The organism is Corynebacterium sp. ACRPE (genome assembly GCF_022347435.1).
Lineage (GTDB): Bacteria > Actinomycetota > Actinomycetes > Mycobacteriales > Mycobacteriaceae > Corynebacterium > Corynebacterium tuberculostearicum_D.
In genome coordinates this window covers 1-21,638 of sequence record NZ_JAKRNA010000010.1, presented here as the reverse complement: position 1 = coordinate 21,638, position 21,638 = coordinate 1, and the positions used below count along the sequence as shown (strand labels likewise).

The following is a 21,638-nucleotide window of genomic DNA, read 5'->3' as shown; positions in this document are numbered from 1 at the left end:
ACTATTGGACGTGAAAATCAATAGCAATAGTTTGGAGAAATGCGGGGGTATGTGCAGGGAGGTATTAAGATGGACACTCGTTATGGCAAACCTGATTAACCTCGAGCAAGTCAGCAAAACTTATGGATTAAAAACCCTCCTAGACGGGGTATCCCTAGGTGTGCAAAGCGGCGATCGCATCGGCATCGTCGGCGTTAATGGCGGTGGCAAAACCACCCTGCTGGAGGTGCTCACCGGCATCGAGCCACCCGACGCCGGCCGTGTATCCCATACCTCTGATTTGCGCATGGCTGTGGTTACGCAGCGCTTTGACCTGCCCGATGAGCTGACCATCGCGCAAGTGATCATCGAGCCGCTGGAATTGGAGACCTATGAGTGGGCCTCCAATGCCAAGGTGCGCGATGTTTTGGGCGGACTGGGCATCGTAGATCTTGGGCTCGATACTCCGGTGGGTTCGCTCTCCGGTGGCGAGCGCCGCCGCGTGAACCTGGCCGCCGCGCTGGTGCAAGATTTGGACCTCGTGGTGCTCGATGAGCCAACCAACCACCTCGACGTGGAAGGCGTGCAGTGGCTCGCAGACCACCTGCTCAAGCGCAACCTGGCCGTGGTCGTGGTTACTCACGATCGCTGGTTCCTCGATACCGTGGCCACGTGGACCTGGGAGGTACACGATGGCGTGGTCGATACCTACGAGGGTGGCTACAACGATTGGACCTTTGCCCGCGCCGAGCGTGCCCGCCAGGCCGATGCCATGGAACAGCGCCGCAAGAACCTCGCCCGCAAGGAACTGGCTTGGCTGCGCCGCGGCGCACCGGCGCGTACCTCCAAGCCGCGCTACCGCATCGAGGCCGCCGAGGCGCTGATCTCTGACGTCCCGGAGCCGCGCAATAAGGTCGAGCTCATGGCTTTTTCCAAGCAGCGCCAAGGCCGGGTGGTCATCGAGCTAGAGGATGCCACCGTGCAGTCCCCGGACGGTCGCACCTTGGTAGATCACCTCACTTGGCGCCTAGCCCCCGGCGAGCGTATCGGTTTGGTGGGTGTTAATGGCTCCGGAAAGACCACTTTGCTGCGCACCCTGGCCGGCGAGTACGAGCTGGCGGCCGGCAAGCGCATCGAAGGCCAAACCGTGCGCCTTGGCTGGTTGCGCCAGGAGCTCGATGACCTAGATCCGCAGCGCCGGCTTATCGACTCCGTCGAGGACGTCGCCACTTACGTTCAGCTCGGCAAGAAGGAGCTTTCCGCTTCCCAGCTGGCCGAACGCCTAGGATTTTCCGCCAAGCGTCAGCGCACCCCGGTAGGCGACCTTTCCGGCGGCGAGCGCCGCCGCTTGCAGCTCACCCGCGTACTGATGGCCGAGCCCAATGTGTTGCTGCTGGACGAGCCCACCAACGATCTCGATATCGATACCCTGCAGGAGCTGGAGTCCCTCCTAGACTCCTGGCCAGGCACCCTGGTGGTCATTTCGCACGATCGCTACCTCATTGAGCGCATCGCGGATAATACCTACGCGCTCTTTGGCGATGGCAAGCTCACCAACCTTCCCGGCGGCATCGACGAGTACCTGCGCAAGCGCGCCGCACTTGAGGCCCAGCAGAGTTCCGGTGTGCTCAACCTGGGAGAAAAGAAGGCAGACAACGCTGCACCGAAGCCAGAAAAGAAGCTCTCGTCTCAGCAAGAGCGCGAAATTACCAAAAAGATGAACGCCCTTGAGCGCAAGATGCAGAAGCTGGAAAAGGCGGCCGCGCAGATCAATGAGAAGATGGCCACCGCTGCGGAAAAGGTTGATACCCAGGCCTTGACCGAATTGGATGGAGAGCTAAAGGAAAACCGCAGCGCCTACGAGGAATTGGAGATGGAATGGCTGGAGTTGGGGGAGAAGCTCGAAGGGTAGAAGCCCGCATCGCCGATATTGTCAGCCACCTTGACCTGTGGGGCATTATCGGCGCCGCAGCGCTTTTTACCCTGGGGCTTACCCCATCCATTCTGCCGCGCGATTGGCTCTACCAAGGGCTCGTCTCCGGCATCGCCGCTGGGCTTGGCTATACGCTGGGCATCGCCCTCAAGCTCGTGTGGTACCGGCTGGTGGTGCGCTATGTGGCGCCCCGGCATGCCTGGCTCGATGCCACCACGTGGCCAGCTCGGCGCTACCGCCTCGTCTCCCGCATCGCCACCGCCGCTTTTGTGGTGTGGATGATAGGTTTTGCGGTCTTTGCCGTGCGGTGGCAACGCCAACTCGCAGATGCCCTGTCCGCACCGGCGCCCACCATTGCCAGCTATGTGCTGGTGGTTCCGTTGGCACTTGCGGTATTTACCGCCTTCCTTTTCATCCTGCGCGTGCTGCGCTTTTGCGTGCGCTGGCTTTCCAGCCACTTCCCCCAGCGCTTCCGCGCCGCCTACCGCGTTGTGGGTGCGGTACTCATCGTGGCCTTGGTGGGCACGTATACCGTGGAAAACCTCATCCCCGGCGCCATTGTGGGCGTGGGCGAGAGGATCTTTACCGCCCAAAACGCCGAACCCGATCCCGCAACGCAGCGTCCCACGTCTGCTGAGCGCAGTGGCTCCCCAGACTCCCGCGTGGACTGGAATGGGGTGGGACTGCAAGGCTCGCGTTTCCTCTCCTCCGGTGCGCACCGCGCGGAATTGGAAGAGGTTACCGGAAAGCCCGCTAAAGAACCCATTCGCGCCTATGCCGGCCTGGGCAATCGCGCCTCCAATGAGGAGCGAGCGCAGCTGCTTATCGACGAACTCGAGCGCACCCACGCCCAAGACCGCAAGGCCCTGCTTCTCATTATGACTACCGGAACGGGATGGGTGTCGTCCTATTCCGCCCAGGCCTTCGAGCTGCTCTACGGCGGCGACACCGCCATCGCGGCCGCCCAATACTCCGCCATGCCCTCGGCCCTGCATTTCCTGTCCGGCGGTGGTCAGGTAGAACGCGCCGGGCAGGAGTTCATCAACCCCATCGTGGACTGGTGGAACGGCCTGCCGGAGGACAAGCGCCCGAAGCTCTACCTGTACGGCGAATCCTTAGGCACCACGGGCATTGAAGCGGCCTTTTCCGGGGTGCGCGATATCGCCAATTCCGTCGACGGCATCCTATTGACTGGGCCGCCGCACTTTAATCGCTTGCGCACTCAGTTTGTGGAGCGCCGCGACCCTGGCTCTTCTGAAATTTCCCCTGAATACGCCGGCGGCCTCGTCGTGCGCTTTGCCAACGATGACGCGCAGGTGCGCCAATGGGGCACGGTGCCAGAAGAGGAGTGGGGGCGCACCCGCATGCTTTATATCCAACACCCCTCGGACCCGGTGGCCTGGTGGTCGCCACAGATGGCTTTTAAGGAGCCGGATTGGATGCGCGAGCGGACCCCGTACTCTGCCGAGCGCGTGATGCAGTGGATGCCCATCATCTCGTCCCTCCAAGTAGCCGCCGATCTGCCCGGCGCAAAGGACGTACCCGATGGTCGCGGTCATAACTACGGGGCATCTGTGCTCGACGGCTTTGCCGCCATCGCTGGTCCGGACGTGGCGGGAGCCATTGACCCCGATGAGCTGCAGCGCGAATTTGCCGCGCTCGACGTCGGCATCTACTAGGTGTTTAGCCAAATAAGGCAGCGATGACCAGCATCGCAGGCAGCGACAGGAAGGTAGTGAGAAAGACCGTATCTCGGGCCACGGTTTCTCCTACCTCATAGGTGGCGGTATAGTTATACACATTCTGCGCCGTGGGCAACGCCGCCAAAATCAACGCCGCGTATAGCTCCGCGCCGTCGGGCCCCGCGCTGCGCCCACGGCCAGCGCAAAAGCGGGCATGCCCACCAACTTCAACACCGTCGCGGTAATGGTGGCCAGACGGTCTTCTTCCAATAGCCCGTCGCCCTTTAACGAGGCACCAAAGCTCATCAGGATCATAGGAATAGAGGCGCCACCCAAAATCTCCAGCGGCTTCATCACCACATCCGGTACTTGCCACTGCGCCGCGGAGACAATAAATCCGGCCACCGCAGCCAACACCACCGGCGCGGTAACCCCCGAGACCACGGAACTCCAAATCGATCGCAGGCTCGTCCCCTGCGCATTAAGCCCCGCAATGATAAACGGGGAGAGCACCGCCATCTGGAGAACCAATGCCGGGATGACGTAGGTGGCATCACCAATGACATAGGTGGCAATGGGCAGGCCAATATTGACCGAGTTGTAATAGCTCGCCGCCGCGGCACCCGCCATGGTTTCGGCGCCGCTGCGTGGAAAGAGTAGCCGGCTGCACAGCCAATACAACAGCATGGTGGCGACGGACGCAGCGGCGATCACGGCCACCACTGGGGACGCAAACGCGGAGGTATCGGATGTAGCCACGCTGGAGAAGATAAGTGCCGGCGTGGCCGCCCAGAAGGCCGTGCGATTGAATTGCAAGCGCGCCTCGCCCTTGCCAATAACACCCCTGTGGGCTAGTACAAACCCGACGCCGATGACTACGAAAATAATCGCAAACCCGGTCAATACGTCCAGCAACAGTCAACAACCTTTCGCAGTACTCCAAAAATGCGCGGTGAGGATATTGTCCCACCATCCGTATTTCCTCAAGAACACAGGGACCATAACAAAGTTGTATCGAATTGCCTGCGCAGTCCGGAAACTCCTTCCGGACTGCCGGCCACTTATGGCACGGTGGAGGGCATGAAGCTTTCTCACCGTGCAACCGTAGCCGCCCTGTCCACCGCTCTTGTCCTTACTGGTACTTCCACCGTGGCCTCTGCTCAGCCGGCCTTGCCGCCGCAGATTCAGCAAGCTTCTTCGCAGGCTCAGCAGCTTTCTTCTGATCCTCTCGCTGCTGTGAAGGATTTCCGCGTCACCTTGCCACCGCAGGCCTATGAGCTGGCCGAGAAGTACAATATCTCGCTGCCAGAATTCCTGGCCAAGCCGGCGGGCCACGCGCCCAAGGTCGCTGGCGAGTTGGGGGCCGCCACCACCGCCCACCTCGAGAAAGCTGGTCACCGCAAGGACGCCCACGCCACCGCCATCGCCCAAGAATGGGCCAACCAGGGTGCCGCCGGCAAGCTCGACTACAAGGGCGGGGTAGCCCACGGCCTGAATCACAAGGACGAAGGACAAGGTTCTGTTCACCGCCTTACCGAGCAGCAAGCGCAAGACCGCCTGAACTGGTTCAACCGCGATGTTCCAGTCAATGCTGGTTCCCCGCACGGCTTCGGCGTAGCAACTGCTTATGACGGAACCTACATCTACGTTGCGGAGTTCTTCCTCAACTAAGCCTTTTTCTACTAGCCCCGATTTCGCCGCATTCGTGGCCTTCATCTGCAACGATGATGAAGCCGTACGGTGCCGGTAGAATCGGGGCATGATTTTGATCAACGTACAGTTCCACGTTAAGCCCGAATACGCAGAGACCTTCCTCGATGAAATCAATTGGTACACCGAGGCCTGCAATGCAGAGCCGGGCTGCATCGACTTCAAGTGGTTCCGCGATCCAGAAGACCGCCAGCGCTTCCTGCTGCTGGAGTCTTACGCAGACGGCAAGGACGTAGAGCACGTCCAGAGCGAGCACTTCCAGCGCTCCTGCGAGGAATTCCCGAAGTACCTCGTGGAAACCCCGGACATCATTAACGTTCACATCGAAGGCCGCACCGGCTGGGACAAGATGGGCGAATTTTCCGTCGACTAATCCCAACGAATAAAGCTCGCCCTCTACCGCAATGTAGAAGGCGAGCTTTTTCTATGCCTAAGCGCACCAGCACCCTTCGCGCTCACCGGAAAGTTTGCTCCGCTAGCAGCAGCATCCGCAGTGAGCGCGAAGGGCGGGGAGGGGAGGGAGCTAGGCGCTTTCCGACGCCCCTCCTCGCGCCTTCCATTGCTTTACTGCGGCACGCACTGAGAGGACACAGTCTTGTCGCCATTCGAGTACTGCTTTAGAGCGTCGTAGAAGGCATCCGAGTACTCGCCGGTGCGTTCTGGCATTGGATGGACGCCATCGGAGTAGAGGATCTCCGGGTTGCTCTGTGCATGTCCGCACCAGTCCGCGACATATACGTTGTCGTATTCCTTGGCTGCGTCGAGGACATCCTGTTGGGATTGGGCCATCCATTCGCGGTCACCATAGGGAACAGCCATGACAATAGTGTGGTCTTCGCCGATGATATCTAGCGCTTCCTTGATCTGGTCCGGGAAGGCAGGGCCGTTAGTACCAAACCCGAGGAAGACGGTATCGCGCAGCTGGCCGGAGTCCTTGAGCTGCTGCAGAATCTGGATACCCGCAGTGTAGTGGCGGGATACGTCTGCATCGACGTAAATCTGCGGGAAACGTTGCTTGAGGGCGCCACTAGAAGCCAGCATCACTGAGTCGCCGACAGCAGTGATGTCTTTGCCCTGCGGCATCGGGCGGGTCTTCTTATCCTTCGCGGCAGCCTTATCATCGTTGTCCTCAGCAGGCGGCTGTGGGGCAGTGTTGTTCGGTTGCGCCGGGGCATTGTTGCTGCTCTGGTTCTGCTGCTGAAGCTGCTCCAGCTGCTGCTCCAACTCGGTCTTATCGCTGGAATTAATAACGCCGTAGACTACGCCGGCTACAGAGGCAATGACCAGGAATGGGACTACCGGCCACATGGTTTTGCCAAAGCCATCGCGCAGTTCGCTAAATCCTGGGCGGGAGGACCAGTAGGTCTTCCACGTCTTCTTATAGCCGCCGCGGCGGAAAGGATTCTCAATGAACTGATAGGAAATCTCGGACAGAAGCAGCGAAATCGGCACGGCTACAAGGCCTAGGATCCACGATTTATCGGAGTTTTGGTTGCCCTCGAAAAGCGCCTTGAGCATCATGATGACCGGCCAGTGCCAGAGATATAGCGAGAAGGAACGCTGGCCAAACCAGCGCATGACCTTGGTCCGAAAGAGCGGGGTCATCGGGCCGTATTCGCGAACCACGCCCCACACCATTAGGACACCAAGCACGCTAGTGAGGAAGAGTCCACCCCGGTAGGTGATCTCTGCATCATCCGGCATGAGGAATAGCTGGGCACCGTAGCCGATGAGCGCCACAGTGCCGATGATTCCGGCGATGCGCGATTCGGCTTTGCCTGTCGCTGCCCACGAATCCGCCTGTGGGTCGGACTTGGTAGAGGTCATCAGCAAAGACAGCACGGCGCCAGTGAGCAGGCCGAAAGCATGGGTATCAGTGCCGTAATAAACGCGCGTTGGGTCTTCGCCCGGCACGTAAAGGAGCGCCATGGCCACGGCGGAACCTATAGCTAAGACTGCGGCTACGAGGATGGGAAGCCGGCGCGGCTTGCGGCGAGAAATCAGGAAAACGCCGGTGATAAGAAGCGGCCAGATGACATAGAACTGCTCCTCTACGGCCAACGACCAATAGTGAGCAAAGACCTGAATCTCATTGTCCGCAAAGTAGGACTGGGAGGTGGCGATCTGGGTCCAGTTATTGACAAAGAATAGAGTTCCCAAGAACTGCTGGCGCAAGCCGACCGCGAGGTCCCCGCCTATCCATGCCACCAAAGCCGTACACATGACCAGGACGGATACTGCGGCCGGGAGGATGCGTCGGAATCGGCGCACCCAGAAGTCCTTCAAGCTGATGGTACCGGAGGTACGGAATTCGCGCACCAGCAACGATGTGATGAGGAATCCAGAGAGGACGAAGAAGAGGTCAACGCCCAAGTAACCACCGGGAAGCAGAGAAGGGAAGAAGTGGTACAGCACCACGGCAATAACTGCGAGGCCGCGCAGTCCATCCAGTCCCTTGACTTGGCGCAGACGGGCGTGGCGCTTCTTCTTAACTACTTTGCTCTCCGGCGGCGTAGCCAGCGCTTCAGGATCCTCGGCCTGCTTTTGTAGCGGATACTTAGACTTAGTATCTACCTGCGTGCTCGAGGCTTTCGGTGAGGCTGGCTTCTGCGCAGCTTGTTGTGGCTGGCGCGGTGCCGCCTTTGCTTGTGGCTTTTTAGGAGCTGGCTGTTGCGCCTTCGACGGTTGTGCCTTTTTCCGTTTCTTTTCAGCAGCGGCGGCGGCCGCACCTGCACCAGCTACAGCGCCCGCTACAGCGGACTTGCCTGCCTTTGCAGGCTTCATCTTCGGAGTGGCTTGAGGCTCGGCCTTCTTCGGCTGGGACGGAGCAGGCTGTTGCTTTGCCTTAGGCTTCTGGGCAGCTCGCGACGGCTTTTGCTGAGCCGGGGTAGGAGTGCCCACCTGCTGCGATTTGCGAGCCAATCCGCGACTGATATCGGAAGGCTTAACCTGCGGGCGTCGCTTGCTTACTTTTTTGGCCTCGTTCTGAGGCGTCGCCTCCTTTGCCTTCGGCTGCGGCTGTTGTTTCTTCGCCTCTTGCCTGGGCAGGTTGCCCTTAGAGGGTGCGCCTTGCTGCGATTTCGGCTGGACTACCTTGTCTCCATTGTCGGCAGTCTTGTTCTGCACCGCCCCAGCTTTCTGCTGGGATGCATCGGCTGCAGTCTTTGGCGCAGCTACCTTCGGCTTGGGGGCAGTGGTGCCTTTCTTTGGCGCTGGAGTGCTAGGGGCTGAGGCCTGTGGGGTAGCCTTTTGCTTTGCAGTGCCGGGAGTACGCGCTGGTCCTTGGCCCTTGGACGGTCGCGAGGGCTTCGACGGCTGCGCATTCTTCTTTGGCGTTGGTTGCGGCTGTGGTTGCTGCTTTGCCGAGTTTGCCGGCATGCGCTTGGGGGAGCGTGGCTTTTGCGCTTGCTGCTGGGCGGTGGCCGGCTTGGCATTAGCGGGCTGGGATTTCTGCGGCTTTGCCGGTTGTGGGGAAGCCTTCTTCGCGCTGGAAGAAGAGGATGGCTTGGGTGCCTGCTTCGGCTTCTGGGTAGAGGGTTGAGCCTGAGGTGCGGGTTTTACCGCGCCTTTTTGGGAGGGTTGGGTGACAGGCTTCGCGGCCAGCTTCGGGGAATTACTGCGGGCAGAAGGAGTCTTTGGGGAGTTCTTAGACGGGGTGGTGCTAAAGCTTGCGCCGCGGCGTGGTCGCTGAACCGGTTCGTGCGCTTTGCGCTGTGGCTTCTTGTCTTGAGCGGGGGAGTTTTGTTGCTTTTTAACAGCTGCTTTGGGGGAGGATTCTGCCTTGTTTTGTTGTGCGGCGGATGGCTTGGCGGCAAAACCTTGGGCTGCAGGCTTGGCCTTTGGCGCCTTGGCTGCAGGAGATGGCGAGGTGGACTTAGCCTGCTGCTGTTTTGCGGAAGTGGTCTTGCTTGCCTGGGATTTTTCGGTGCTGGGCCGAGTAGTGCCTTTAGCTGCGGGCTTGGCGGCAGGCTTTGCATCCTTCGGCTTCGCAGCAGCAGGCTTGGATTTGGAAGCCTGTGCAGGCTTCGTCGGAGTGGGCTTGCGCGCGGGTGCCTGCTTAGCCTGGTTCTTGGACTCGCCGTCCTTAGCGGGACGGTCCTGGGGCTTGCCCTTCGGCTCGGTGGATTGTGCACCCGTGGTGGATTCGGTGTTGGCCGATTTCTGGGGCGCAGAATCCTTTTTAGTAGGGGTTTGGGGCGCACTGGTAGAGCCAGCTTTGGGCTGTACTGGCTGATAGACCGGTGTGCGTGGTTCGTTCGAACGCCCAGGTTTCTTCTTCCCCAGCAGTGAGCGCAAAATTTGCTTCACAAAAACTCCCAAAGCACTACGTATATTTTCTAAGCGGACTATTTTAGCCTGCGCACCAGCACTTCTCCCCATGCGGGGGAGTAACGGTGCGGCGCGCGGGGCGGAGGCGAAAATTCGAGTCTAAGACTCTTCGCTGTCAAAAAGCTGACGCAGAACTGTCATGACACCATATTCGGTATTGGGTGGGGCAATGCGATCGGCGATTTCCTTCAACTTTGGGTGTGCATTGTCCATTGCGATCGCGGTGCCTGCCTCGCGGAGGAGCTCGTAGTCATTGAGGAAATCACCAAAAGCGGCGGTGCGGGACATGGGAACCGAGAGAAGCTCGGCCATGGTCTGTAGCGCTACGCCCTTATTGACGCCAGCGGCCATGACATCGAGCCATACGGCGCCAGAGATGGCGATATTGTGTTCCGGTACGGCCGCAAGGAGGGGCTGGTGTAGGTGCTTTTCGCTGCCGTCGGCGCAGTAAGCGGCGATTTTGATGATGTCCGCATCCAGTAGCGCATCGAGGCCATCTACCCATTCCACTGACCTGTAGTACTTGGCAATCTCAGCGCGGGACTGCTCGTCGGCGCCTTTGTGTACATAGGCGGTATCCGGCGTGCACAGCACTACGGTATGCGGGGTTTCGACAGACTGGAGTGCGGCCATGGCGGCGCGCACGGCTGCGTTGGGCAGGGTAGTGGCGCTGATGACGCGATTATCGTGCACGACCACGGAACCATTTTCTGCAATGAAGGTGTCTTCGTGCGGAAACATCTTTTGCAAGGTGGCGAGTTGGCGGCCCGAGGCGGGGACTAGGGTGACGCCGAGCTGGTGGGCACGGGTGCTGATCGCGGCGAAATCTGGTGGAAGCTGGCCGTTGCCGTCCAGTAGGGTGCCGTCCATATCCAGGGCGATGAGCTGTGGGAGCAAAATTCCGAACCTAACTGTGAATTAGCTGATGGTGGATAGGTGCATGCGTTTTGTGTCACACTAGGGGTTATGACAAATACTGCACCTATCATTTCCTCAATCCGTAACCATACCGGAGTCATTGAGCTCAACCGCCCCAAGGCTCTCAATTCCCTCAACCCGGAAATGATAGACCTCATTGCGGAGTCGCTGGCGCAGTGGCGCGACACTGATGAGGTGGAACAGGTGCTGTTTACCTCGACTAGTCCCAAGGCATATTGCGCCGGCGGCGATGTCCGCTACGCCCGCGAAGGGGTCAAGGAGGGCAAGGCGGATGAGGTCGATGCCTTCTTCGCCACCGAATACACGTTAAACGGTGATATTGCGGAGTATCCCAAGCCCATCGTGGCGCTCATCGATGGGATTGCTATGGGCGGCGGTCTGGGCATTTCCGCCCACGGGTCCCACCGCGTGGTTACGGAGAAAACCTTTGCCTCCATGCCAGAGATGAATATTGGCTATGTCACCGACGTAGGCATGGCCTATGCCGCCCAGCGGGCGGTGGGAACGCGCGGGAAGGCCTCGGCCGAGTTGGCGAAGTTCTGGGGGATCACCGGCTACCGCATGTATGCCGCAGACCTTGTATGGAGCGGGCTGGCCACCCACTATGTGGCGGACGGCGAAGCCTTCGCTAGTGCGGTGATCGAGCATGGACTAGACACGGCGCTAGCCCAACACGCCACCGCACCTAGCGGCGAGGCCCCCTTGGCCGAGCTTATCGACGCCATCGAGGACGCCTTTTCCCACGACACCTGGCAAGACATTTCCGCGGCCTTGGAACAGTACCCAGAACTGAAAAAACTGGTAGAAAAGCTGACCGCGCAGGCGTGCCCTACCTCCATCGTGGCGGCCATGGAGCTATTCCGCGCCGAGCAGGAGTGCAGCAGCATCCGCGAAGCGCTAGATATGGAGACCAACCTGGGTGCTTATATGTACCGCCGTGGGGACTTTGCCGAGGGCGTGCGAGCGGTCTTGGTGGATAAAACCAACGATGCGGCATTTGAGCCTGCCGCGCTTGCCGACGTCGACGTGGACGCCCTCCGCAGCGCCCTACACCTCCACCCCGCGAAATGATCCATAGGCGGCGCGGGCGCGATCGGCGTTGATCCATGAGGGAGGGGGCACCGCCAAAGTAGCTTCGGTCGCGGCTGGCGTCGGCTCCGGGAGGTGCAGCTGTGGGGCGTCGAGTAGGACGAGGCCCACGCGGGCGTCGGCAAGCGTAGTGCCCGCCAGCGTCCAGATCCCCAAAATGGGCAAAGCAAGGTGCGGCAGCTGGTGCCCGCGCGCCAGCGGAAGCGGAAGGTGCGGGCGTACCAGTTCGGGCACGGCCTCGTCGATGCCAAAGCGCGCTAGGTTTCTTGCCAACCGCGCCGCCGCGGTGTCCTTGAGCTGCGGATCCGCCCAAGCCCACGTGAATTCCTCGTCCGAAATGGTCGCGATAAGCACCGCGTTAGCCGTAATCTGCCCGCCACGATAGGACACCGTGGCGGTGGCCTTATCAACATCGAGTTCTACCGTGGCATCTGGGAAGCTGCCTTGGAAAAACATCTGGCTTTCGGTGCTTAAGTAAAAAGCATCCTCCAAGACGCGCGCGGCCGCCAAGCCCGGGGTGATGCCGGAAATCTTGTGTACTTCGGGGCTTGCCTGCTCAAAACGCACCGTGGTGCCATCAGAAAAATGCAGGTAGGGCTCTTCCTCGGTGGACTCCATGTCTAGGTAGCGGGCGAGTGCGAGGGCCGGCCCCTTCTCGTCCGCTTCCGCGCTGCTGTGCTGGAGACCCCGCAGCAAGGTCTGGCGAAAGTCCAGGTAGGGATGGAAATCTACCGCAACGATGGCCACATGCTCGCCCTGCTGGGCGCGCAGCACCGGCATGTTGCCCACGATAAGGGAGGCATAAGCAACCATTCGGTCGACATCCGTGTTAGCCATACCTGACTGCGGAAGGTCAGCACAATGCTCGGTCGCAGCGGTAGTCCAGTGCCAGGTGCCTGCGGCGATGACGGCGAGACGCACGCCACGAAAATCCGCCACGTGCTGCGCGGAGCTTACCCGTACCTCCACGAGCTGGTCGGTGGCATAGCTTGCTTCGCTATCGCCTGTCGAGGCGCCGAGGAAATTGAATTCCACGTCGGTCGCCTTCCCGATGCGTTCGCGAAAGGCAGCGTTGATTCCGGCACGGATAAAGCGGGCATCGGCCGCGGCACGTTCAATGGAGAGGTTAGCATTCATGGTTGCTCATGATGATACGGGTGCCGGCAGGCGTACTCATAGGCGGCTACCAAAGCCTTGGTTGATTCCCGCCAGGAGTAGCGCTCCGCATCTTCGCGCGCGGCGCGCCCCATGCGTTGGCGCGCCTGTGGATTCTCCAATAGCGAGCACAGGGCGCTAGCCCACTGCTCATCCGCGGCGTCCTCATCTACCAGCAGTCCGGTCTTTTCATGCTCGATGACAAAGGGGATGCCGCCGGCATTGGTGCCGACCACCGGCACCCCGGAAGCAAAGGACTCTAGAGCAACCAAACCCAGCGTTTCCGTGGCGGAGGGGAAGGCGAATACATCGCCTGCTGCGAAGGCTGCCTGCAGCTCGGCTCCAGAAAGATAGCCGGTAAACACGGTGGTGGCGGAATCAAACTGGGCGCGCAACTCCTCTAGTGCGGGACCGGCGCCGATAAGGGCGAGGCGCGCGGCCGGCACACGCGTGCGCACCTGGCGCATGACCTCGTTGAGCCGCGCCAGGTCCTTTTCGTGCGAAATTCGGCCGATATAGGTAATCAACGGCGCCTCTGGGTGCCCTCCAGTCAACCGCGATCGCATCTGGGGGTCATAATTGTCGGGACGATAGGCCTGCGTATCAACGGCCTTAGGCCACAGTCGTACGGTATGAATGCCCATGTCGTGTGCCTTTTCCACCATGGGGCCAGAGGTGCAGAGATTGATCGCAGCCCGATTATGGAGGAATGTAATGGCCTTCTGCGTAATCGGCCGCAGCCAACCAATGCCCAGGGCCTCGGTATATTCCGGCACATTGGTGTGGAAGCTAGCAACTAGCGGTACAGCATCGCGCTCGGCGGCAAAGACGCCAAGAGCCGCGGTCCAAATGGGATTGACGGCATGAATGACATCCGGATCAAAGTCGCGGATGGCGCGGAAGAACCGGAGGCTAGGTAATCCAAAGTGAATTTCCGGATAGACCCACAGTGAGCGGCTGGGGATGCGGGTAACCGGAAAGCCCGCATAGGTTTCTGGTGGAGTGCCGGTGGCAAAAATGTGCACCTCATGGCCGAGCTCCGCGAGCTGGTCCAGCGTATTTGTCAGGCGGGTGACCACCCCATCAATCTTGGGCAAGAAAACTTCGGTGACAATAGCAATGCGCATGGTAGGAAAGTCGCTGCTTATTTCTGCTGCGCGGTGTGTGGAACGCCCGCTGCCTGCTGTGCGGTCCACAAAGACTGGGCCGGAATCTTGCTGCGGTCAACGCGGTCCGCGTATTTCTTAGCAACCTCTTCGACCTCGTGGAGTAGGCCTTCAGAAAGCGTGGTGGGGTTAAGGCCGAGCCCCAGGAAGGTGTCATTGGATACGTGCAACTCGTTCTCAGCCGACTCTTTGCGCGGATTAGGAACATAAGCCACCTCGGCGCCAGAGATGTCAGCGATGAGTTCTGCTAAGTCTCGCACGCGGTGGGTTTGCGTCATTTGGTTAAGGATTTTTACGCGGTCACCGCGCGATGGTGGATTTTCCAGAGCGAGCTCGATGCAGCGCACCATGTCTTGAATGTGGATGAAGGCGCGGGTTTGGCCACCGGTTCCATGTACCGTCAGCGGATAGCCGATGCCGGCCTGCACGAGGAAGCGGTTCAATACCGTTCCGTAGTCGCCGTCATAATCAAAGCGGTTAATTAGGCGTTCATCCTTCTGGGTCTGGGCGGTGTGGGTGCCCCAGACAATGCCCTGGTGCAGGTCGGTAATGCGCAGCTCATCATTCTTGGCGTAGTAGGCAAAAAGATGCTGATCCAGGACCTTCGTCATATGGTAAATCGAACCCGGATTGGAAGGGTAGAGGATAGATTTTTCCACCTCACCCTGTTCCGGTACGGCCACCTTGATATCCAGGTAGCCCTCAGGGATCTGCATACCGGCGGTGCCGTAACCGTAGACTCCCATGGTTCCGAGGTGAACGACGTGAATATCGAGGCCGGTTTCTACAACTGCGGCTAAAAGGTTATGGGTGGCATTGATGTTGTTATCCACCGTGTAGCGCTTGGTGGTGGGATTTTTCATGGAGTAAGGCGCGGCGCGCTGCTCCGCGAAATGCACGACGGCATCCGGAGCGAAGGAACGGAGGAACTCCACGAACCCGGCGTAATCCTTGGCGATATCGATGTTGGCGAAGGAAATATCTTTCCCACTGACCTCTTTCCACGCCGCCAAGCGTTCCTCAATGGAAGCGATGGGCGTGAGGGATTCGGCGCCTAGTTCCGCATCGATGGCGCGCCGGGAGAGGTTATCAACGATAGCGACCTCGTGGCCTTGATCCGAAAGGAATAGGGAAGCGGGCCATCCACAAAAGCCATCGCCACCAAGAATCGCTATCTTCACTGTGTCATTCTCCAGAGCTAGTTGTCGTGCTGAGGCTAAGGGAAAATTTTACCCTGCATAGCCCGTATATTTGGGCCATGCAGGGTTAACAGTGAATGAACCTATGGTGTAGCGCGCTAGCGACTAGTCGAGGGTGCGCAGGACGGAAAAAGTGTCCTTTACCAGCTTCTTCTTATCAGCCAGGCTGATACTTTCTCCCGCCGCTTGGCGCCGGTCCAGCTCCTGCCGGAATGCAACGCTGCCGCCGGCGCACGCATTGAGGACGACGCCTAGCTCATAGTCCGTGTAATCAGTTCCGCGCTGCTGGAAGGCGGAAATGATGGTGTCAGATACGCGCTCGAAGCGCTTCCTCTCTTCGGAGGTGTGGCTGAGGTTATCCAGGGCCTCACCAATGCGGTAGAGCGTATGGAGGGACCGCAGCTCCTTTTCTTCGTCTTCCAAGGACTCGAGCAGCGCTGCCTCTAAGACGGCGGTAACGCTTTTACCAGGGCACACGGAGGGGATATCCGCGGCGAAGGATTCCAACACGTCTGCCGTGAAGTACAGCAGGGCATCGGCCACCGAGGAGAAGTAGTTGTGAAAGGTGCGCGAGGAGACCCCGACGGCCGCGGTGATGCCGGAGATCGTGGCGGCTTCGGCGCCGCCGTCGAGGACGAGGCGCGCTGCCGCATCGGCCATGGCCTGACGCGTAGCTCGCTTCTTTTCTTCGCGCAGACTAGTCACGGTGTGCTTCGCCTACCTTCTCTCGTTGGGTGCGCAGGAGTTCCTCGCGGTCGGAGTGCAAGGCCTCGCCTTCGATATCCATGTTTGGCGTGATCTTATCCAACCAGCGCGGGAACCACCATGCCTTCTTATCCAGCACAAACATGGTAGCGGGGATGATCATCATGCGGACCACGAAGGCGTCAATAAGCACGCCCGCAGCCAGGGCAAAGCCCATGGTCTTAATGAACGGCTCGTCCATCAAGATGAAGGCGGCAAAGACGGAAACCATAATGAGGGCTGCGGCCGTGACCACGCGGGCGCCGTGCTTGAAGCCATTCGAGGTAGCGTTGCCAGCCGTCTTGCCATTGACAAATCCCTCACGCATGCGGGTAACCAAGAAGACTTGGTAGTCCATGGCCAGGCCGAAGGTAAGGCCGATGAGCATGATGGGCAGGAAGGAAAGCAGCGGCTGTGGGTCGTCGACGATGCCGAACATGCCTTCTTGCCAAATGGCCACGGTGATGCCGAAGGTCGCGGCCATCGACAAAGCGAAGCCGGCTGCGGCGATGAGCGGTACCCAGATGGAGCGGAAGACCAGCATCAAGACGATGAAGGCCAGGCCCAGCACGATGGCTACGTATGGGATGAGCACGTTATTGAGGCGCTCAGAAATGTCATCGAAGATCGGGGTGATACCGGTAATGCCGTAGGAACCGCCGGTCTTTTCAAACTCACCCTGGTAATCGCGCAGGTGGTTAAGGGTTTCGGTGGTTTCCTCATCGGTTGCACCGGTGGTAGGCGTGATCATGATCTGCGCAGCATCACCGTTGTCCGTGGTCTGCACGATCTGGGCGTTTTCTACGCCGTCGTTGCCATTGATCTCCTGCAGGAGGTCCTGGAAGGCCGGCATGCGGTCCTGCTCAGGGACATCGGCCACATCAACGAACGCGATCATCGGGGCATTGCGGCCAGGGCCAAAGGCGTCTGCCGTGATCTCATAGGCCTCGCGCTGCGGGGTGCCGGGCTTTGCGGTGCCATCGGTAGGCATGGCCAGGCGCAGCTGGGCAAATGGTACGGCCAGGGTGCCCAGCAAAACGACGGCCGCGACAAGGTGCAGCCACGGGTGGGCACGCACGCGGCGTACCCAGCGCAGGCCCATGGTGGGCTTTTCGTCCTCTGGGTCTGGAACCTTGGGGCCAGGTACGCGGCCGGCGAAGATCTTGGTGCCCAAGAGTCCCAGCAGGGCGGGGATGAAGGTATTGGCAACCAATACGGCGATGATGACCGTAGCTGCGGCGGCGATGGCCATGGTGCCCAGGAACGGGATGCCGATAATGGTCAGCGCGGCCAAGGCGATGACCACGGTGGTGCCGGCGAAGACAACGGAACCGCCCGCGGTGCCCAGCGCCATGCCCATGGCGTGGGCACGGGTGGCCTTATCCATCTTCTTGAGCTCTTGGGCCAGTTCCTTTGGCGAAAGATCGTTGAGGCCAGAGGAGGTGATGAGCTCGTTGCGGAAGCGGTTGACAATAAACAGCGCGTAATCGATGCCGACGGCCAGGCCAATCATGGAGGCCAACGTCGGGGTCATATCGGAGATGGTATCCGTAAAGACCGTGGATACCTGCACGCCGAGGATGCCAATGCCCACACCGATGATGGCGGAGATTAGCGGCATGCCAGCGGCCACGAAGGAACCGAAGGTAATCAGCAGCACGATCGCGGCGACGATGAGGCCGATAATCTCGGCGCTGCCACCCATCTCTTGGCCAGCGGAGCTAAAGGCATTGCCCTGGTACTTCACGGTGAGGTCGCCCTCGTCGTACTTATTGAGTACGTCCGTGACCTTGGTCATGTCCTCTTCTGGGATGTCCATGACGGTTTCCGCATCAAAGGTGATGGTGACGGTGCCGGTGGACTTATCCTCGCTCAGGGGGGAGAGCTGCTGCAGGTTCTTTTGAATCTGCTCGTCTGGCATGTGCTGGGCCTTCATCTTTTCGCCCATTTGCTTTTCCATGCCGGCTGCAGCCATCACCGGGCTGACCAGCTTGTCCTGGCCCTTGAGCGCGCCAGTGTCCTTGAGCTCGCCAAGGAGATCATCTACCTCGCCGGCTACCTGCTTATCGGTGAGGTTCTTCCCCTCTGGAGCTTGGATGACCACGCTGCCTTCGGGTGCACTCATGGCATCGGTATCTTGGCCGAAGCGCTCCATCATCTTGTCTTGGGTGGTGGTGGAGTCCATCTCCGGCATGGAGAAATTAGGGTTGGGGGCCTTGGCAAAGCCGGCGGTAAGTCCCGCCATGGCCACCAAGACGATGAGCCAAAAGGCTAGGAAGGGCCACACCTTGCGGTAGGACCAGCTACCTAGCCGGTAGAGGAATTTAGACATAAATATGCTTTCTTGTGCAGTATGCGCGCAATTCTGCGCGCGCGAAGATGTATAAGGAATCCGTGGGGAAGAGGAATGTGCACCCCACGCGAAACATTGCATAGTGTACGCAAAATTGCGGAATGTGCGCAAAGAACTGTGTGGTGGACCATAGGAAGCTGCTCGTGAGATATAGGTCTTGTGCCCTCAGGCGTATCGGCGATGGCGGCATGGGGCGGTAGACTGACCGGCATGCTCCACGCCGTTAGTTTTGCCCTCCTGGATTCCGTCAATGCCTTACTCATCGGAATCCTCGTGGCCATTGGCATCATCTTGCCCCGCGGCAAGTACCGGCGCATTGCCTCCTTAGTGGTGATAGGAGACTGGATGGGAGTCCTCGCCGCGGCGGCCGTGGTGATGTTTGTGCTGCTGGGAGTAAAAGACCAGATCGAGGCCATTTTGAGCTCGCCCGTTGCCGGCTGGGTACTTGTCGCAGTCGGCATCGCGGTGGGGTTTGGCTCGTGGCGCTCTCAAGGCCAGCCCAATGCCTTGGTAAATCGGCTGCTCGAGCCGTTGCGTACTCCATCGCTGCTTACCGCGATTATCGGTTTCATTATGGGCGTGGTGCAATCGCTGACCTCGGTGCCGTTTTATTACGGGCTCATGCACCTGGCTACCGAAGACATCGCTCCGGCCGCTCAGTACGGCGGCTTGGTGTGGTACGCCAGCCTGGCTTTGTCCCTGCCCACTATCTGTGGCCTTTTTATTGCGGTGGTGCGCGCCCATCCGGAATCGGCCGCCGGCCGTCTTTTTGCCGCGGCGCGCGCCAATAGCACCCAGGTGGCGCTCTTCGGCGGCTACCTCGTGGCGGTCTTCCTCATCCTCATGGGCGTGCTTTCCCTTTAATCAAAGGTGACCTCCTCCAGACTCAAAGCCACATCGGATTGGCTGCGCGCGCAGTCCACGTAGCGGGCAGCATGCGCAATGAAGGCCTGTGACTCTTCCTGGCTGAGCTCGCGGCGCACCTTGGCCGGCACGCCGGCGGCAAGGCTCCGCGGCGCAATGGTGGTTCCTTCCAGTACCACGGCGCCTGCCGCGATGAGCGAGCCGGTGCCAATAGTGCAGCGCGAGAGCAGCGAAGAGGACATACCCACCAGGGAACCGGCCTCCACATGCGCGGCATGAACCATCGCCATGTGTCCCACCGTGACATCATCTTCTAGTACGCACGGCGTGTCCTCTTCTACGTGGAAGACGCAATTGTCCTGAATATTGCACCTAGAGCCAATGTGAATTGCGCCCACGTCGCCGCGCAGTACGGCGCCATAAAAGACGGAGGAATCCGGGCCGATTTCTACATCACCAATGATGGTGGCATTGGGCGCAATCCACGCACTGCGGTGGATGCGCGGCTTCTTCCCAGCACAAGGCAAAAGCAGCATGTCAGTCCTTTCTAGGAAACTATTCCACCACCACGGCGACGGCGGGGGAAAGTTCATAGTCGCCGGGGTAGGGGAGGTGGTCTACGAGGGCGTCGGCAAGCGCGGGCGTAAGCGGAATGACCCAGCCGCGCCGGGGATCTTTGATGGGAAGGGCTTCCTTGTTTGTGGCGGCAAAATGAACCGTGGCAGCGGGAGAGACCAAGGTAGCGGATTCACGGGCGCGGGCTAACTCGCAGAGCACTTCCGCGCCGGGCTGATTAGTGACCACAATGATAAGCGGGCCAGCGGTGTGGATTTCCAGTTTTTCTACCCGTGCGGTGGGGGCGGTGAAATCGGGGTGAGCTAAGCGCGGGGGCTGCGCGCCGGTAAGTCGGGCGAGGGCGTCTTTTAATCCCATAAGCCCTTAGTCTAACCTGACTTAGGTCATGGGCAGGTGAGTAACGTCACTCTTGACACTGTTACCTGGTGGTTTTGTTTGCGGGTGGGATTTTTCCGCACTAAGTGGGTAGTTCCGGGGTGTTCAGTAGTCTGATTTTGGTGAGTCCTTATATTCGCACCGTCAAGACCGACTCAGGAGCGATAGCGGTGCACGTGGTGTTCTCTGAACGCAAAAGTGCGAAAAGAATGAAGCATATCGGCTCAGCGCATTCAGAGTCTGAGCTTGCGCTTTTGCGGGCTGAGGCTCAACGCATCGTCGATGGTGACCAACTCGCAATGGACTTCGGCGAGGTTACACACCCCACCGGCAACAGGCAGCGTTTCCAACCCGCTGCCGGTAGCCGGTCAGCGGGCTGGATACTTGCTGGACTGTATTGATGCGTGTTTCAACGAGTTAGGCCTTGCTGCAGCAAGCGGCGATGATCCGGTGCTTCGTGTTCTGGTGCGTGCCCGGATCATCCATCCCAGCTTAAAGCTGGATTTCATCGAGACTCTTGCTGAGGTTGGCATCACCAGCGCAAGCTACCGCACCATCCAGAGGCGTCTTTCCTCCTTCGCCACCGAATCGTTCGGGGAGATACAAACCCAAGCGTTGGCCCATCATGCAGGTATTGGGCCAGGCGCATTTAACTTGTACGACGTGACCATCTTGTACTTTGAAGCCGATACTCCTGATGAGCTTCGCAACTCCCTAGTTTCCAAAGAACGCCGTGTGGAGCCACAAAACCTTGTCGGGCTGCTTACTGATGCCACCGGGTTTCCACTGCATGTGGGCGCGTTTGCTGGCAACTCGGTATAAACCCACACGATGCTACCGATGATCACACGGTTCTAAGATGCCTACCAGCTCGACGAGGTTACCGTCGTTGCTGATGCGGGCATGGTTTCAGCGGCGAACAAGCAAGCACTCATCGATGCAGGTCTGCACTACATTTTGTCGGTGAAACCTCCACCGTGCCTGAGGTGATTGAAACCTGGCGGCGGGAAAACCCCGGTGAAGACTACGCCCACGGCCAGATCTGGACACAAGCCTCGGCTGGGACAACGGCGCCCATGATTGGCGGCCAGCCTCCGTTGGCGCGGCGAGCCTGGCTGAGGCCGTAACGGATCTCGTGGCTGCCGGTGCTAGCCTGCTGGGTGGGTGCTGCCGCGTGGGGCCACTGAGATACGCCAGCTGCGCGCTTCCATCCTTCGCGCAACAAGCGGGTCCTCTGGACAATAGCGAAGGAATACCAGGACAACCCCAATGCACGGGGATACAATATTGCTATGAAAAAGTCTTCTTTCCTCGCAGCATGCGCTGCGTTCCTCGTCGCCTCTCTGTCCGTACCCGCCGCCAACGCCGAGTTGACCCAGACTGAGCGGGACCAATTCCGTACCGACCCCGTTGGCGCGATTGCCGGGTTAAGTAGCAGAATGTGTGTCCGCTCGGCGTGTCGCGGGCGGGTACACGGTTAGTTACTTCATGGGGCCTTTTCTGATTCCTATCGAGTGTTCGTACTCGGTTGGGATAGCGTTGTCG

General features: G+C 59.6%; 18 protein-coding genes and 1 pseudogene. 8 read left to right on the top strand and 11 right to left on the bottom strand.

Annotation, left to right across the window (positions count from 1 at the left end; genetic code table 11):
- Positions 1-82: 82 nt before the first annotated feature.
- Both MHY13_RS06435 and MHY13_RS06430 read left to right on the top strand, forming a co-directional pair.
- The gene (locus MHY13_RS06435) at positions 83-1,891 is read left to right on the top strand and encodes an ABC-F family ATP-binding cassette domain-containing protein (protein WP_239194423.1); all 1,809 of its coding nucleotides are present in this window, start codon (positions 83-85) and stop codon (positions 1,889-1,891) included.
- Positions 1,858-3,591 carry an alpha/beta-hydrolase family protein gene (locus tag MHY13_RS06430; protein ID WP_204609743.1) on the top strand — a complete coding sequence of 578 codons (1,734 nt, stop codon included), beginning with the start codon at positions 1,858-1,860 and terminating at the stop codon, positions 3,589-3,591. The genes MHY13_RS06435 and MHY13_RS06430 overlap by 34 nt, the downstream gene beginning before the upstream one ends.
- Positions 3,592-3,595: 4 nt before the next feature.
- On the opposite strand, the pseudogene MHY13_RS06425 reads toward MHY13_RS06430, so the two are convergent.
- Positions 3,596-4,509 (bottom strand): annotated as a pseudogene (locus MHY13_RS06425) (AEC family transporter).
- 165 nt (positions 4,510-4,674) lie between these two features.
- Between MHY13_RS06425 and MHY13_RS06420 the strand changes: the two are divergent.
- Together MHY13_RS06420 and MHY13_RS06415 are read left to right on the top strand one after the other, a co-directional pair.
- On the top strand, positions 4,675-5,265 hold the full coding sequence (locus MHY13_RS06420) for a hypothetical protein (RefSeq protein WP_239235532.1): 591 nt from the start codon (positions 4,675-4,677) through the stop codon (positions 5,263-5,265).
- Positions 5,266-5,353: 88 nt separating this feature from the next.
- The gene (locus tag MHY13_RS06415; RefSeq protein WP_005323747.1) at positions 5,354-5,677 is read left to right on the top strand and encodes a putative quinol monooxygenase; all 324 of its coding nucleotides are present in this window, start codon (positions 5,354-5,356) and stop codon (positions 5,675-5,677) included.
- A 191-nt stretch (positions 5,678-5,868) separates the two neighbouring features.
- On the opposite strand, the gene MHY13_RS06410 is transcribed toward MHY13_RS06415, so the two are convergent.
- On the bottom strand, positions 5,869-9,612 hold the full coding sequence (locus MHY13_RS06410) for an acyltransferase family protein (protein ID WP_239282427.1): 3,744 nt from the start codon (positions 9,610-9,612) through the stop codon (positions 5,869-5,871).
- 120 nt (positions 9,613-9,732) lie between these two features.
- Positions 9,733-10,530, bottom strand: coding sequence for an HAD family hydrolase (locus MHY13_RS06405; RefSeq protein ID WP_239282425.1), 798 nt, complete (start codon positions 10,528-10,530; stop codon positions 9,733-9,735).
- A 69-nt stretch (positions 10,531-10,599) separates the two neighbouring features.
- On the opposite strand from MHY13_RS06405, the gene MHY13_RS06400 reads away from it, so the two are divergent.
- Positions 10,600-11,643, top strand: coding sequence for an enoyl-CoA hydratase/isomerase family protein (locus MHY13_RS06400; RefSeq protein WP_239282423.1), 1,044 nt, complete (start codon positions 10,600-10,602; stop codon positions 11,641-11,643).
- Here MHY13_RS06400 and MHY13_RS06395 read toward each other — a convergent pair.
- The 5 genes from MHY13_RS06395 to MHY13_RS06375 all read right to left on the bottom strand — a co-directional run bounded on the left by MHY13_RS06395 (position 11,620) and on the right by MHY13_RS06375 (position 18,257).
- Positions 11,620-12,798: a DUF6882 domain-containing protein gene (locus tag MHY13_RS06395; RefSeq protein ID WP_239282421.1), complete on the bottom strand. Its 1,179-nt coding sequence runs from the start codon at positions 12,796-12,798 to the stop codon at positions 11,620-11,622. The two genes, MHY13_RS06400 and MHY13_RS06395, sit on opposite strands and share 24 nt — an antisense overlap.
- A complete protein-coding gene (locus MHY13_RS06390; protein ID WP_239282419.1) occupies positions 12,795-13,943 on the bottom strand; it encodes a glycosyltransferase family 1 protein in 1,149 nt (382 codons plus the stop codon). The genes MHY13_RS06395 and MHY13_RS06390 overlap by 4 nt, the downstream gene beginning before the upstream one ends.
- Positions 13,944-13,960: 17 nt before the next feature.
- A complete protein-coding gene (locus MHY13_RS06385; protein WP_204609728.1) occupies positions 13,961-15,163 on the bottom strand; it encodes an NAD-dependent epimerase/dehydratase family protein in 1,203 nt (400 codons plus the stop codon).
- A gap of 123 nt (positions 15,164-15,286) precedes the next feature.
- Positions 15,287-15,886 (bottom strand): TetR/AcrR family transcriptional regulator, encoded by a 600-nt coding sequence (locus tag MHY13_RS06380; protein WP_204609726.1) that lies wholly within the window; start codon positions 15,884-15,886, stop codon positions 15,287-15,289.
- Entirely contained in the window at positions 15,879-18,257 is a 2,379-nt protein-coding gene (locus tag MHY13_RS06375; protein WP_204609724.1) for an MMPL family transporter, read from the bottom strand. The genes MHY13_RS06380 and MHY13_RS06375 overlap by 8 nt, the downstream gene beginning before the upstream one ends.
- Positions 18,258-18,488: 231 nt before the next feature.
- On the opposite strand from MHY13_RS06375, the gene MHY13_RS06370 reads away from it, so the two are divergent.
- Entirely contained in the window at positions 18,489-19,142 is a 654-nt protein-coding gene (locus MHY13_RS06370) for a hypothetical protein (protein ID WP_204609722.1), read from the top strand.
- Here the strand turns inward: MHY13_RS06370 and MHY13_RS06365 are convergent.
- Together MHY13_RS06365 and MHY13_RS06360 are read right to left on the bottom strand one after the other, a co-directional pair.
- Positions 19,139-19,678 (bottom strand): gamma carbonic anhydrase family protein, encoded by a 540-nt coding sequence (locus tag MHY13_RS06365; RefSeq protein WP_204609720.1) that lies wholly within the window; start codon positions 19,676-19,678, stop codon positions 19,139-19,141. The two genes, MHY13_RS06370 and MHY13_RS06365, sit on opposite strands and share 4 nt — an antisense overlap.
- A 19-nt stretch (positions 19,679-19,697) precedes the next feature.
- Complete coding sequence (locus tag MHY13_RS06360; protein WP_204609718.1) at positions 19,698-20,075, bottom strand: hypothetical protein; 378 nt, start codon at positions 20,073-20,075, stop codon at positions 19,698-19,700.
- A 300-nt stretch (positions 20,076-20,375) separates the two neighbouring features.
- Here MHY13_RS06360 and MHY13_RS06355 point away from each other — a divergent pair, with 300 nt between their 5' ends.
- Positions 20,376-20,915 carry a hypothetical protein gene (locus MHY13_RS06355; protein WP_239282417.1) on the top strand — a complete coding sequence of 180 codons (540 nt, stop codon included), beginning with the start codon at positions 20,376-20,378 and terminating at the stop codon, positions 20,913-20,915.
- A 202-nt stretch (positions 20,916-21,117) separates the two neighbouring features.
- Here MHY13_RS06355 and MHY13_RS06350 read toward each other — a convergent pair whose 3' ends face one another.
- Complete coding sequence (locus tag MHY13_RS06350) at positions 21,118-21,318, bottom strand: hypothetical protein (RefSeq protein WP_204611470.1); 201 nt, start codon at positions 21,316-21,318, stop codon at positions 21,118-21,120.
- Positions 21,319-21,385: 67 nt separating this feature from the next.
- On the opposite strand from MHY13_RS06350, the gene MHY13_RS06345 reads away from it, so the two are divergent.
- Positions 21,386-21,574 carry a hypothetical protein gene (locus MHY13_RS06345; protein WP_239282415.1) on the top strand — a complete coding sequence of 63 codons (189 nt, stop codon included), beginning with the start codon at positions 21,386-21,388 and terminating at the stop codon, positions 21,572-21,574.
- Positions 21,575-21,638 lie beyond the last annotated feature (64 nt).

What these genes read in the sequence shown, in the direction of transcription:
- MHY13_RS06435 (WP_239194423.1), top strand. Translation starts at nt 83, where the DNA reads ATGGCAAACCTGATTAACCTCGAGCAAGTCAGCAAAACTTATGGATTA.
- MHY13_RS06430 (WP_204609743.1), top strand. Translation starts at nt 1,858, where the DNA reads ATGGCTGGAGTTGGGGGAGAAGCTCGAAGGGTAGAAGCCCGCATCGCC.
- MHY13_RS06420 (WP_239235532.1), top strand. Translation starts at nt 4,675, where the DNA reads ATGAAGCTTTCTCACCGTGCAACCGTAGCCGCCCTGTCCACCGCTCTT.
- MHY13_RS06415 (WP_005323747.1), top strand. Translation starts at nt 5,354, where the DNA reads ATGATTTTGATCAACGTACAGTTCCACGTTAAGCCCGAATACGCAGAG.
- MHY13_RS06400 (WP_239282423.1), top strand. Translation starts at nt 10,600, where the DNA reads ATGACAAATACTGCACCTATCATTTCCTCAATCCGTAACCATACCGGA.
- MHY13_RS06395 (WP_239282421.1), bottom strand. Translation starts at nt 12,798, where the DNA reads ATGAATGCTAACCTCTCCATTGAACGTGCCGCGGCCGATGCCCGCTTT.
- MHY13_RS06390 (WP_239282419.1), bottom strand. Translation starts at nt 13,943, where the DNA reads ATGCGCATTGCTATTGTCACCGAAGTTTTCTTGCCCAAGATTGATGGG.
- MHY13_RS06375 (WP_204609724.1), bottom strand. Translation starts at nt 18,257, where the DNA reads ATGTCTAAATTCCTCTACCGGCTAGGTAGCTGGTCCTACCGCAAGGTG.
- MHY13_RS06370 (WP_204609722.1), top strand. Translation starts at nt 18,489, where the DNA reads ATGCTCCACGCCGTTAGTTTTGCCCTCCTGGATTCCGTCAATGCCTTA.
- MHY13_RS06365 (WP_204609720.1), bottom strand. Translation starts at nt 19,678, where the DNA reads ATGCTGCTTTTGCCTTGTGCTGGGAAGAAGCCGCGCATCCACCGCAGT.
- MHY13_RS06360 (WP_204609718.1), bottom strand. Translation starts at nt 20,075, where the DNA reads ATGGGATTAAAAGACGCCCTCGCCCGACTTACCGGCGCGCAGCCCCCG.
- MHY13_RS06355 (WP_239282417.1), top strand. Translation starts at nt 20,376, where the DNA reads ATGGTGACCAACTCGCAATGGACTTCGGCGAGGTTACACACCCCACCG.
- MHY13_RS06345 (WP_239282415.1), top strand. Translation starts at nt 21,386, where the DNA reads ATGAAAAAGTCTTCTTTCCTCGCAGCATGCGCTGCGTTCCTCGTCGCC.